General features: G+C 52.5%; 8 protein-coding genes. 7 read left to right on the forward strand and 1 reads right to left on the reverse strand.

What is annotated here, in order from left to right:
* The first annotated feature begins 94 nt into the window (after positions 1-94).
* From HNV11_RS22030 to HNV11_RS22060, 7 genes are all read left to right on the forward strand, one after another.
* Positions 95-679: an RNA polymerase sigma factor gene (locus HNV11_RS22030; RefSeq protein ID WP_171741721.1), complete on the forward strand. Its 585-nt coding sequence runs from the start codon at positions 95-97 to the stop codon at positions 677-679.
* 79 nt (positions 680-758) lie between these two features.
* Positions 759-1,754 (forward strand): FecR family protein, encoded by a 996-nt coding sequence (locus HNV11_RS22035; RefSeq protein ID WP_171741722.1) that lies wholly within the window; start codon positions 759-761, stop codon positions 1,752-1,754.
* Positions 1,755-1,772: 18 nt separating this feature from the next.
* Complete coding sequence (locus HNV11_RS22040) at positions 1,773-5,282, forward strand: SusC/RagA family TonB-linked outer membrane protein (protein WP_171741723.1); 3,510 nt, start codon at positions 1,773-1,775, stop codon at positions 5,280-5,282.
* An 84-nt stretch (positions 5,283-5,366) separates the two neighbouring features.
* Positions 5,367-6,902: a RagB/SusD family nutrient uptake outer membrane protein gene (locus HNV11_RS22045; protein ID WP_171741724.1), complete on the forward strand. Its 1,536-nt coding sequence runs from the start codon at positions 5,367-5,369 to the stop codon at positions 6,900-6,902.
* Between the two features lie 86 nt (positions 6,903-6,988).
* The gene (locus HNV11_RS22050) at positions 6,989-10,495 is read left to right on the forward strand and encodes a VCBS repeat-containing protein (protein WP_171741725.1); all 3,507 of its coding nucleotides are present in this window, start codon (positions 6,989-6,991) and stop codon (positions 10,493-10,495) included.
* A 69-nt stretch (positions 10,496-10,564) separates the two neighbouring features.
* Positions 10,565-11,428 carry a glycerophosphodiester phosphodiesterase family protein gene (locus tag HNV11_RS22055; protein ID WP_171742281.1) on the forward strand — a complete coding sequence of 288 codons (864 nt, stop codon included), beginning with the start codon at positions 10,565-10,567 and terminating at the stop codon, positions 11,426-11,428.
* A gap of 71 nt (positions 11,429-11,499) precedes the next feature.
* Positions 11,500-13,026 carry a GH3 auxin-responsive promoter family protein gene (locus HNV11_RS22060; protein WP_171741726.1) on the forward strand — a complete coding sequence of 509 codons (1,527 nt, stop codon included), beginning with the start codon at positions 11,500-11,502 and terminating at the stop codon, positions 13,024-13,026.
* Here the strand turns inward: HNV11_RS22060 and HNV11_RS22065 are convergent.
* On the reverse strand, positions 13,023-13,496 hold the full coding sequence (locus tag HNV11_RS22065; protein ID WP_171741727.1) for a flavin reductase family protein: 474 nt from the start codon (positions 13,494-13,496) through the stop codon (positions 13,023-13,025). The two genes, HNV11_RS22060 and HNV11_RS22065, sit on opposite strands and share 4 nt — an antisense overlap.
* Positions 13,497-13,574: the final 78 nt, after the last annotated feature.

Consider the following 13,574-nt stretch of genomic DNA (forward strand, 5'->3'; position numbering starts at 1 on the left):
AACGAGGCAATTCTTTTTTTACATTTGCTTTTGTTGGAACCGCTAATGTAATCCATAGAGAAACAATCATTTGCGGAATTCTTCTCTAATGTACATGGTACTGACCGACGCAGACCTGACGCTTCGCCTGAAGCAGGATGACGAGACAGCATTTGAGACGCTGTTTCGTCGGCATTACCGTTTTTTGTACACGATAGCAATCCAGTACGTCAAAGATCCCGCGATAGCAGAAGATGCCCTGCAGGAAGTTTATCTGAAGCTGTGGACGCATCGGAGTCACCTAGACCCTTCGCAGCCCGTAAAAAGTTATCTGGCTACAGCTATGCGTAACCAGGTTCTGAACCGATTGCGCGACGAAAAACGGACGATTTTACGGCACATTGAGCTTCAGACAGGGCTTTCCATACTCGATACAACAACCGAGGATCAGATTACACTTGATGAATACAGTCTGATTGTGCAGGCTGGTTTGCGCCACTTACCCCAGCAACGGCGACTGGTATTTACGCTTCGCTCCGAGAATGGCCTTTCGAACGAAGAGATTGCTGCGCAGCTCCATATATCTGCAAATACCGTAAAAGTGCAATATTATCAGGCCTGTCGGTTTCTTCGCAACTACCTGCGTCAGCATGCTGGGATTGAAACCCTGGCTCTTTTTCTGGCTACGTATTGCAACTAAGCAATAAATATTTTTTCGTTTCCAATAATACTTTCTGGTTTTGGTGGTGTATAGAAAGCATACTGGCTTTCCTATGCCCATGACTGAACAGCTGCTTCAACGGTATTTTGCCAATCAGGTTACGCCAACCGAAGCCAAGCAGGTGCTGGATTGGTTCGCTACCAATGTAGGGCAAACTTACCTGACCCACCGGCTTGACGCCCAGTTAGGTGATGCTGATTGGCACGCGCCCCCGAATACCCTAACTCCGGATGCCGACCGGATGCTAACCGCAATTCGGCTGCAACTGGCAACGTCCTCATTGACAACCAACCCGGCTCCCGTCAAATCTTTTAACTGGTTTAATCAGTCCATGCGCTGGGCAGCCGTTTTTATCGGCGCAGTGCTCCTAGCAGCCGGCGCTTATTGGGGGTATCAGTATTTATATCCTGCCGATCTGGTCCAGCAGACTGCCTTTGGAGAAACACACCGGCTGACGTTACCCGATGGCTCAACGGTTACGCTAAACGGAAATAGTCGTTTACGCTACGCCCCTCAGTGGTCCAGCGGTCAAACCCGCGATGTGTGGCTCACTGGTGAAGGTTTTTTTCGGGTCACCCATCAGCGCAATCACGAACGCTTTATCGTGCATCTGCCGAACAGACTGACCATTGAGGTACTGGGCACGCAGTTTAACGTGCTGGCGCGCGAAAGCCGGGCTAAAGTAGTACTCAACAACGGAAAGATTCGGCTGAACGTAGGCGAACAGGCGCAGCGGAAGCTGATCATGCAGCCCGGCGACCTGGTCTATGCCGATGTGAAAGCCCGAATCTATTACCGAAAACGGGTAGATGCGGCTGCGCAGTCAGCCTGGCAGACGGGCAAACTGAAATTTGACGAGACAAGCCTGCAGGAAGTAGCTCAGATGCTGGAAGACACCTACGGCGTTACGGTCGTTATCGCCGATCCTGAATTACGTCGGCAGACGCTTTCGGGCACAATTCCTAATCGCGACATCGAAACCATTCTGAAAGGTCTTTCCACGCTCTTCGATCTGCACATTACCCAGCAAACTAACCGGATTACGATTCAATAACTCAATCTGCCCTTAATCATGAAGAAACTTCTCTCTCTCGTATGGCTTCTGCTTCTGGCCAGTCTGCTGCCGGTCAAGGCGCAACTTCTGGCTTCCTCGAACCGCTATAGAACCCAGCCAAACCGGGATGCCGATACGCGCCTAGTCTCTTTACGCAGCGCGCTGACCGAGTTGGAGCAGCGATATCGGGTATCGTTCATTTATCCGTCCAATCTGGTAGACACCAAAGTAGTCGTCGTTAGAGCTTCAAATCATAACCTCGAAACAGAGCTGACCAGTCTACTGACCGACAAGCATCTAACGTATCGCAGGATTCAGCCCAATTTCTACGCCATTGTTTCGACCCGGGAGAAAACCAGCCGACTGTTTCGAAAAATCAGCCAGATCCAGACACCAGGTGCGGACACGCCTTTGAATGAGCCCGCCCAGCTGCCGGACCAAACCCTCAACCGGCTCGAACGTATGGGCTGGACCTTAACCGCAACGACTCAGCCTATGGCCGACATCAGTGGGAAGGTAACCGACAAAAACGGTCAGGCTATTCCTGGCGTCAGCGTTATTGTAAAGGGGACCAGCCGGGGGACAACCACCGACGTAGCAGGGAACTATACGATCAATGCCGGCAACAATGCTACCCTGGTTTTTAGCTTCGTGGGTTACGCTACGCAGGAAATAGCCGTAGCGAGTCGAACCCGGATTAACGTATCGCTAACCGACGACGTAAAGGCGCTTTCCGAAGTCGTGGTCGTTGGTTACGGTACGCAGAAACGGGCCTCCGTAACGGGCGCTATATCGTCGGTATCGTCGCAGGAGGTGACGCAACTGCCTGTACCAAGCGTTGAGCAGGCGATTCAGGGCCGGGTGCCGGGCGTCAGTGTGGTAGCCAACGGTTCGCCGGGCGAAACGCCGATCGTCCGGATTCGGGGTATTGGTTCCATTAACTACGCATCGAATCCGCTGTATGTCATTGACGGCTACCCAACCAGCGATTTGAATAATTTTGATACCCGCGACATTGAAAGCGTAGATGTATTGAAAGACGCATCCTCAGCAGCAATCTATGGATCGCGGGCGGCCAATGGGGTAATTATTATTACCACCAAGCGTGGACAGCGCGACGGGCGACTACACGTCAACTACGACGGATATATGGGCGTACAGAGTGCCTGGCGTCAGCTCGATCTGCTGAACACGAAGGAGTATATCCAGTACGGTACGGCGCTGTTGCAAAATGCCGAAAATGATAAGGCGGCTGCCGAAAATCGGCAGCCAGTTGATGCCCGGCCAGCGCGTTTTCTGGAGGCCAATTTCAATAAGCCAGTCTATCAGGGCGCTACCCAGACGTACGTCCAGACCGATACTGACTGGCAGAAAGCCGTGTTCCGCAACGCAGCTATTACCCAGCATAGCGTACAGCTGTCAGGCGGTGGCGAAAAATCGCGATTCTATTCATCGCTGGGTTATTTCAGCCAGGACGGCATCATGATCGGCACGAATTACCGCCGGGGTAACTTCCGAATAAATTCAGACCATACCATTAGTAAACGCTTCACCTTTGGCCAGACGCTGACCGTTTCGTACGACGACCGTAACGGCGAAGCCAACGCCGGGGGCCGAACGCAGGTCATGAACATGATCCGGATGACGCCGTATATGCCCATTACAGATCCGGTCCTCGTTGGCGGTTATCGAGGACCGGATGGTTCGGATGCGACCGATCCACAGAACCCAGTGCGGGCTGCGCTTCAGGACCGCACCAATACCCAGCGGCTGAAACTACTGGGCAGCGCTTACCTCGATGTCCGGCTGTTTGAAGGACTGACGTACCGGATTCGGGGCGGCATTGACTACGTAACGGCTCGGGACTATACCTTCCAGCCCATTTATAACGAAAGCTTTAATGCCCGGGCACTGGCTCAGCTGACCGATAACCGGTACACCTATACCTCGCCCCTGATCTCCAATCAGTTAACATTTGAGCGGACATTTGGCAAACACACCATTAATGCGGTGGCGGTAGCCGAACGGCAGGCGGGTATTTACTCGAGTCTGAACGGAGCGGGTCAGGCCGGATCGAACGACATCCGGCAGGTGAGTGGTCTGACACCAACCAGCGTTGGCTTAACCGGCAGCCGCACACAGAACGTCCTGATTTCCTATCTCGGCCGGATTAACTATGAATTCGCCGGCAAGTACCTGTTGGGCGCGTCATTCCGGCGCGACGGGTCCAGTAAGTTTGCTCCCGGCAATAAATGGGGTAACTTCCCTTCCGTATCGGCGGGGTGGCGTATCAGTGAAGAAGCTTTCCTGAAGAGTGTACCGACTATTTCGGAGCTGAAACTACGGGCTTCCTATGGTTCCATGGGCTTCAATGGCATCGGTGACTACGATTGGCAGGTAGCCGTTTCGCAGAACACCAACGCCCTGCTGGGTGGAAGCCGCACGCAGGGAACTTATTTCGACCGGCTGGGCAATACGTCGCTGCGCTGGGAAGTGACCGACATGACCAACGTTGGTCTAGACCTGGGTATCCTTAGCAACCGCGTTACGCTGACGGCTGAGTATTTCAACCGCAACACCGATGGGCTGATTCTGGGTCAGCCCATTGCTCCATCCATTGGCTACACACAGTCGCCGGTTGTCAATGTTGGCAACATGCGAAACCGGGGCGTTGAGCTGCAGCTGGGTTATAACAAACGGCAGGGCGATTTCCGGTACGACCTGTCGGGAAACATCAGCATCATCCGCAATAAGGTTTTGACCTTAGGGCCAAACATTTCCCCGCTGTTTAATGGAGCCAATGCCGATTACGGCGGCTTTGACATCACACGGACGGTTGCGGGCGAGCCTATTCAATCGTTCTATGGCTGGCGCGTAGCCGGAATTTTTCAGAACGCCGATGAAATCAAGGCTGCGCCTAAACAGGCTAATGCCAAGCCCGGCGACATCCGGTTCGTGGATAGTAACGGAGACGGCCAGATCGATGCGCAGGACCGGGTCAATCTGGGTAGTTTCTTGCCAAAATTCACCTACGGCTTTAACGTAAACACCAACTACCGCAATTTTGATCTGACCTTGTTCATACAGGGCGTTCAGGGCAACAAGGTCTACAACGGCGTGAAAGTGATTGAGCAGGGAATGCTTCGACTGTTCAATGCTGGTGCAGATGTGCTGCGGGCCTGGACCCCAACCAACACCAACACCGACGTTCCACGCGCGGTTAGCGGTGACCCGAATGGCAACACCCGCACCTCCGACCGCTTCCTGGAGGATGGCTCGTACCTGCGTCTGAAGAACGTTAGCCTTGGGTATAATCTGCCGGCAGCCAGCCTGCAATCCTGGTCGCGGGGCACCCTTACGCGGGCCCGCCTGTACGTAGCCGCCACTAACCTGCTGACCTTCACAAAGTACACTGGTTACGATCCCGAAATTGGTTCGCGCTACAATGGCACTCTCACCAACGGGGTTGATTATGGACAGTTTCCGCAGGCCAGAACGTTTATGGCAGGTTTGCAGATAGGCTTTTAACTGGTAGTTCACTCAATCAGCGTACTTTATGCCTGACTGGTTTTCAATTGATTGTTTCCTAAACATACGATAATCAACGACATCATGAAACGCCATTATTTAACCAATATAGTCATTACCCTGGGACTGCTGGCCGGCTGTAACACCACTAGTCTGGATCAGGTCAATCCAAATCAGGTAACGACCGAAACCTATTATAAAAACGCCAGTGAACTCATCAAAGGGGTCAATGCGGTGTATGCCATATGGCAAAGCGCCAGCCTGACGGGCCGCGAGTGGTTCTTTCTGCACGACCTGCGCAGCGATGACGTAACGTCGGGCGGTGGTCAACTCGAAGCGCCCCGCAACCAGATTCTGATTGGCGCTCAGATTCCAGGCAACCCGGTTTCTTTTTCGGTCTGGAACGGACTGTACCGAACCATCCATCGCGCCAACGTGGTGATTGACAAAGGAGCCAATATAAAAGACGACCCAACGCTGGCTAAGCGGGCTGTTGCCGAAGCAAAGTTCCTGCGCGCCCTTTCTTATTTCGATCTGGTGACTCTCTACGGCGGTGTGCCGCTCTACACCAGTTACGTAACGACCATCGACGGTACTAAACCCCGCGCGTCAGCAGCCGAAGTCTATCAGCTCATCACGACCGACTTGCAGGCTATTCAGGCCGATTTGCCGGCCAGCTATAGCGGCAGCGACCTGGGACGAGCCACCAAGGGCGCAGCAGCCGGCATTCTGGGCCGGGTATATATGCAGCTTGGGGATTACGCGAAAGCAAAAACCGAATTTCAGAAAGTAATCAGCTCGGGACTTTACAGACTGACGGACGAATACAATGACAACTTCCAGGAGGAAAACGAGAACAACTCCGAATCGATCTTTGAAATTGGCTTTTCAAAAATCGGCGATTTCAACTGGGACAGCGATGGGAACGACGGGGGCGCTAATGAGACAATGACCCGTAGTCAGGAGTACAATCCTATCGGCTGGCGTAACCTCATCCCCTCAGCCAGCCTCCTGGCGGAGTATGAAAACACCGCAAAAGGTGATGCGAAAACCGATCCCCGCCTGAAATACAACTTCTACTTCATTGGGGACAAGTACAACAACGATACCAAAACCTTGGCCGAGGGCGATGTGCAGGGGAATGCACAGCCGTTCAACGGTACGGCACAGAAGATTAGCTGGCGTAAATACACCGCGCTGTATAAAAATGCCGAAACCTATTACACGTCGGGCATCAACATGCGAATCATGCGCTACGCAGATGTTCTGCTGGGTATGGCTGAAGCCGAAAACGAGACCGGCAATTCAGCCAACGCCATTGCGTTGCTCAACCAGGTTCGGGCCCGCAAGAGCGTTGCCATGCCGCCTTACCCAACCAAAGCGTATCCAGTCAGTAATAAAGACGAGATTTTCCAGGCCATTGTCCACGAACGCCGGGTCGAACTGGCGGGCGAACAGATTCGCAATCGTGATATTCTCCGCTGGCGGGCGCAGGGTAAGCTCAAGGCCGAACCAATCTCCTATTTTGCGAAGGGGAAACAGGAGTTGCTGCCTATTCCCCAGCAGGAACTGGACAACAATGGCAAACTGAGCCAGAAAGATCAGAACCCAGGTTATTAAGAACGCAGTTTCTTGTAAAGAAGTAAAGTTAGATCCCCGGTTTGGCCAGCGTCGCCGATCCGGGGATTTGTCTGTATATTTCGTCTATGCGTTACCGATTGAGGCTAGCCCTGTTCTTCCTGATAACCCTCGTTGGCTGTACTCACTCTGCCCGGTTCGAGCGATTGAGCGCCCGCCAGACCGGTCTTGATTTTGAGAACACCATCAATGAAAGCGATTCGCTCAACGTGCTGGAGTTCGAGTACATCTATAATGGTGGGGGCGTCGGGGTTGGGGACTTCAACGGCGATGGCCGGCAGGATATCTTCTTCGCGGGCAATCAGGTATCCAGTCGAATGTACCTGAATCTGGGGGATTTCAACTTTGAGGATGTAACGGCTTCGGCTGGCGTCGGCACCAAACTGTGGTGTACGGGCGTAGCCGTGGCCGACGTTAATCAGGACGGCAGGCAGGATATTTACGTCTCGACAATCCACCCCGACCGCAGCCAGGCCGTTCCTAACCTGCTGTTCATCAACCAAGGCAACGACGCCAACGGCTCGCCACGCTTTCGGGAGATGGCGCAGGTGGTTGGTCTGGCCGATTCGAGTTATTCTACCCAGGCTGCGTTTCTGGATTACGACCGCGACGGCGATCTGGACGTTTTTCTGCTCACCAATGCGCTGGAAGCCTATAACCGAAACACCGTTACCGGCCCCCGTAATGATGGTTCGGCCAGAAGCCGGGATAAACTGTTTCGCAACGATGGCCCAGGGACGAATGGTATGCCTCACTTTACCGATGTTTCGAAGCAAGCGGGCCTTGTTCATGAGGGCTGGGGCCTGGGGGTTGTTGTTAACGACATCAACCAGGATAACTGGCCCGACATTTACGTAGCTAACGATTTTCAGTCTAATGATGTATGGCTGATTAATAACCAACGGGGTGGATTCGTCAACCGGGTTGCCGAAGCGCTCCGGCACCAGAGCCACAATAGTATGGGCGTCGATTTGGCCGATATCAACAACGACGGATTAAATGATCTGGCTGTCGTAGATATGCTGCCAGATGACAACCTGCGGCAGAAAACCATGTTTGCCAGCGTACCCTATGACCGCTTTCAGATGGCGCGCCGGCTTGGTTACCAGCCGCAATATATCCGTAACGTACTTCAGTTGAACCGTGGAAAGCCCGCCCAGGAGGGTGATTCGGCTAATGCCATGCCGCTTTTCAGCGACATCAGTTATCTGGCCGGCACAGCCGCTACGGACTGGAGCTGGAGCGCGCTTTTTGCTGATCTGGATAACGACGGCCTGCGCGATTTACTGATCACCAATGGCTATCGTAAAGACATCACCGATCTGGATTTTACCAGCTATAACTGGGATGCCGGTACGTTCGGCTCGGACGCCGACCGACGCGCCGGTCTGTTAAGGCGTATTGCCGATCTGGAACCGGTTTATAAACCCAACTTCCTGTTTCACAATCAGAAGAATCTAACGTTCACTAACGTCGCCGGCGACTGGGGGCTGACAGAGCCGTCGTTCACAAATGGAACTGCTTACGCCGATTTCGACAACGATGGTGATCTGGATCTCGTTATGAACAACATCAACGATCCGGCTTTTATTTATCGTAACCAGACTATTGAAAAGGCCGAACAGCCCGGCAGCAACCATTTTCTGCGTCTGAACCTGCTTGGCAAACCCGGCAATCGGGAAGGCCTGGGCGCTAAAGTCGTCGTTTGGGCGGGTGGTCAGCGGTATTATGCCGAATACACGCGTCAGCGCGGCTACCAGTCTACCATGGAATCAGGTATCCACCTGGGTCTGGGCAAAGCCGAGCGGATCGATTCGCTGAAAATTCTCTGGCCGACGGGCAGCGGCCAGCGGCTCCGAAATCTAAACGTTAACCAGACGCTCCTGCTCGAAGAACGCCATGCAACGCCCGAACCGGTCAGTTTTCTCAAGGTACAAGCCCCCATCAAACCCTTGCTGACTGAAGTATCTGCTTCACTCGGCCTTACGTTTCAGCACAGCGAAGACGATTTTGTCGATTATAAAGCGCAACAGACTTTACTGACGCATAAGCATTCCCAGATTGGGCCGGGCATAGCCGTGGGCGATGTGGATGGCAATGGTTTTGATGACATTTACGTCGCAGGGGCAGCACAGCGGGGCGGTACATTTTTTCTGCAACAAACCAATGAGCGTTTCCAGCGACGCGACCGTCCGGCCAAAACTCCGGAAGAAACCGGCGTGCTGCTGTTCGATGCCGACGGCGACAAGGACCTAGATCTGTACGCTGTTCACGGCAGCACCGAGTTTGGCCGCAACGAAGCCCGCTACCAGGATAGTTTGTACCTCAACGATGGGCGGGGAAATTTTCAATCGGCTCCGCAGGCGCTGCCCCGAATAACGGCCAGCGGCTCATGCGTCGTAGCTGCTGATTATGATCAGGATGGCGATTTGGACTTGTTTGTCGGTGGCCGGGTTGTGCCACAACGGTTTCCCGAACCAGCCCAGAGTTACCTGCTGCGAAACGACAGTCGGGCGGGCCAAGCTCATTTCACTGACGTAACGAAGCAAGTAGCCCCCGACCTGGCACAGGTCGGTTTAGTCTGCGCGGCACTCTGGACCAATATTGATAACGACAACTGGCCCGATCTGATGCTGACGGGCGAATTCATGCCTGTTACAGTTCTTAGAAATCAGAATGGTCAGCGACTCGCTTCTTTACCCACGCCATCGCTCGACAAAGCCACAGGCTTCTGGAATAGCCTGACAGCGGGCGACTTTGATAATGACGGTGATCTGGATTACATAGCGGGCAATCTGGGCCGGAACAGCCGGTTTCAGGCTTCGGCTGATCGGCCCGTTTCGGTGTACGCGGCTGATTATGATAAAAATGGAACGCTCGACCCAATTCTCAGTGTGTTTAATGGACAAACAGAGGTTCCGTTCCATCCCCGCGATGTGCTGACCGATCAGATCCCGCTTTTTAAAAAGCGGATGACTTCATTTGCCGCTTATGGAAAAATGAAGCTAAGCGATCTTTTGTCAGCCGATGAGCAAAAGCAGGCCATTATCAGGCGGGTAACTTATCTTTCCTCAGCTTATATCGAAAATCGAGGGGGTACATTGATCGTACACGAGCTTCCGGTTGAAGCCCAGTTCTCGCCCGTCTTCGGTACTGTCGCTACTGACCTTAATCATGACGGCAATCTGGACGTTCTGCTAGCTGGCAATGATTATGCTGCTGAAGTGCTGTCGGGCTGGCTGGATGCGGGCCTGGGATTATGCCTCCTGGGCGACGGTCACGGTCACTTCAAACCACTCAGTCTGCGACAATCGGGCTTTTTAGTAGACGGCGATGCCAAAGCACTGGCAACAATTCTGATGGCCAACGGACGATTAGGTTACGTTTCCACGCAAAATAACGGTCCGTTACGCGTATTTACACTTGCTGATAGTTCGACTATATTTCAGCGGTTACAGTTATCCGACGCACCCAACCGCCGAACGTCAAATTCTGGCTTAAGCTGGGGAGGAGGTTATTTGTCCCAGTCATCACAGATCGTCCCAGCACGTGCCGTTACTATAAAGCCAAACTAAAAAGAAACGGTAATTTTGGGGATGGTTTCTCTTTCTGAACGTATGCACCTGACTCTGTTGCTGTTCTGGATGACTGTAACTACTTTCGCCCAGCCTTCCCGGCCCGCCTTTGATTTGCAGGGCCACCGCGGCTGCCGGGGCCTGATGCCCGAAAATACAATCCCAGCTTTTCTGAAGGCGCTTGATCTGGGGGTTTCAACTCTGGAACTGGACGTTGTCATTAGCAAGGATGGACAGGTAGTTGTTTCGCATGAACCTTATTTCAACGCCGACTTCAGCATCAGGCCAGATGGTAGGCCAGTTGATAAGAAAGAGCAGAAAAATCTGGTGTTATACCAGATGACCTACGCCGACATCAAACGCTATGATGTCGGCTCCAACGGCAATCCCAAATATCCCAAGCAGCAGAGGGTTAAAACCTATAAGCCTCTGTTGAGCGAGGTTATTGAGCAGGTTGAAATGTACCGAAACGCAAAAAATTTACCGATTGTTTCGTACAACATCGAAATTAAAAGTGATGCTTCGGAATACAACAAAAGTCAGCCAGAGCCAGCCGTTTTCTGCGATCTGGTGCAGGCGGTCCTAAAACAACACCTGCCCACTGAACGGGTTGTCATTCAAAGTTTTGACTTTGCCCCTTTAAAGCACTGGAAACTGCAGGCCAACGCGGGCAAGTATCCTAGTGTCAGACTGGCTGCTCTGGTTGAAAACCTGCGTAGTCCGGAGAAGAATCTGGACGAACTCGGTTTCAAGCCCGACATTTACAGTCCTTATTATCGTCTGTTGAGTCAGAATAAAGTAAAGCGACTTCAGGAGCAGAGCATCAAGGTAATTCCCTGGACGGTAAATCAGCGTAATGATATGAGCCGATTGAAAAAATGGGGTGTTGATGGAATCATTACCGACTACCCTGACCGGGCAAGCGGTTTATAAACCAACCACCCTGTTTGCAAGTTTCTAATGCTAATCAATTTAATCAAATTGGTTTTGTTTACTTTAGCCCCATGACCTTCCTAAACACCACGCTTAAATGGCTCCTGCAACGGCGACTACCCCGTATTGAGACCATGATGAAACAACCCGGCGCGGTGCAGCAGAACGTTTTCAATCAACTTATCCGAGCCGGCCGCCGAACGGAATGGGGCAAAAAATACGGCTATAAAGACATCCGCACCGTTCAGGATTTTCAGCAGCGGGTACCGATATCGAGCTACGAGGATCTGTTTCCGTACATAGAGCGGGTCATGAAAGGCGAAAACAAAGTCCTTTGGCCCTCGCCCGTTCGGTGGTTCTCTAAATCGTCGGGCACGACCAACGCCCGGAGCAAATACATTCCCGTTACGACCGAGTCGCTCGATGAAAGTCATTTCAAGGGTGGCAAGGACATGATGGCGCTCTATATTGCCAACAACCCCGACAGCCGGACCTTCGAGGGCAAAGGGCTATCGATTGGTGGCAGCCTGCATTCAAACCCTTATGGTACTAACAGCGCCACTGGCGATGTCTCGGCGGTTGTTATGAAAAACCTGCCCAGCTGGGCGCAGTTTATTCGCACCCCATCCATTGAGGTAGCCCTCATGGACGAATGGGAATCGAAACTGGAACGTATGGCCGAGATAACCTCGCAGGAGAACGTTACGAGTTTATTGGGTACACCTACCTGGGGGCTGGTTCTGATTGACAAGATTCTGGCCCGAACGGGTAAAACGAATATTCTGGAGGTCTGGCCGAATTTTGAGCTGATGGTTCATGGCGCAGTTAATTTTCAGCCGTATCGTGAGCTGTTTCAGCAGCAGGTTTTTCCGTCAAAAACCATCCGGTATCAGGAAGTTTACAATGCTTCAGAAGGTTTCTTTGCCATTCAGGATGACCTCGGCCGCGTCGGTGAGATGCTGCTGATGCTCGACTACGGCATTTTTTATGAGTTTGTTCCAATCAACGAAGCCGAAAAGCCGTTTGCCAAAGCGCTGACCATCGAGGAAGTCGAAGTCGATAAAAACTATGCTCTTATCGTTTCAACCAACGGTGGTCTCTGGCGATACCGGGTTGGCGATACCGTTCGGTTTACGTCGCTCTACCCGCATCGGTTAAAAGTAAGCGGCCGTACTAAGCATTATATCAACGCGTTTGGTGAAGAGGTCATCGTTGAAAATGCCGAAGCTGCCATTACAAAAGCCTGCGAAGCAACCGGCGCTGTTCTGGCAGACTATACGGCGGGCCCGGTTTACATGGGCAACGGTACCAGCGGCTGTCACGAATGGGTAATCGAGTTTACGCAGGAACCCGGTAGTCAGCAGCGATTCAATCAACTTCTGGACGAAGCGCTCCGGCAGGTCAACTCTGACTATGACGCCAAGCGCTATAACGATATCGTGCTGAAACGTCCTCGGATCCATGTTGTGCCCCGGGGTACGTTCTATGCCTGGATGAAGCAGCGGGGTAAGCTGGGAGGGCAGCATAAAGTGCCGCGACTGGCCAATTCACGCGAGTATCTGGATGATATTCTGGGCAGTTCGCTCCTGATCGGTTAGCCCCGGATCAGCTTCTTTTCTTTCAGGAACCGATACGTCATTACCTTTTTATCAGGGTGCAGAACCACCTGTTTCTCTACCGCGCAGATAAACAGTTCATGATCGCCTGCATCGGTGCTGTGCAGCACCCGGCACTGGGCGTAACCGATAGCTTCCGTCAGGTAGGGGCAGCCCCGCGTATCGAGCGCGTGTGGTAAGTTTCGAAATTTGTCCTTCTGCCGACCGGATTGCTGACCAAGTTTACGGATCAAATGGGTCTGATCCACTCCCAGCAGATTCACGTTCAGCATACCGCTCTCACGCACCAGTTCAATGGTGTAATCAACTTTAAAGAGAGCCACAGCCAGCACTTTTCCGCCCATTGCCGTTTGCGTAAGCCACGTAACGATATTCGCATTCCGGCGCTCATCGGCAACGGTCGTTATGCTATGCACATCGTAGTTTTTGTATTTCAGCAGCCGTTTAGGCATCAATTCTAACGTACTTTTGTAAAGAACGAAGATTAACCCGACAACGTTAAACTGATATAGCCCTCAGGACCGTATCGG

It is taken from the genome of Spirosoma taeanense, assembly GCF_013127955.1.
Lineage (GTDB): Bacteria > Bacteroidota > Bacteroidia > Cytophagales > Spirosomataceae > Spirosoma > Spirosoma taeanense.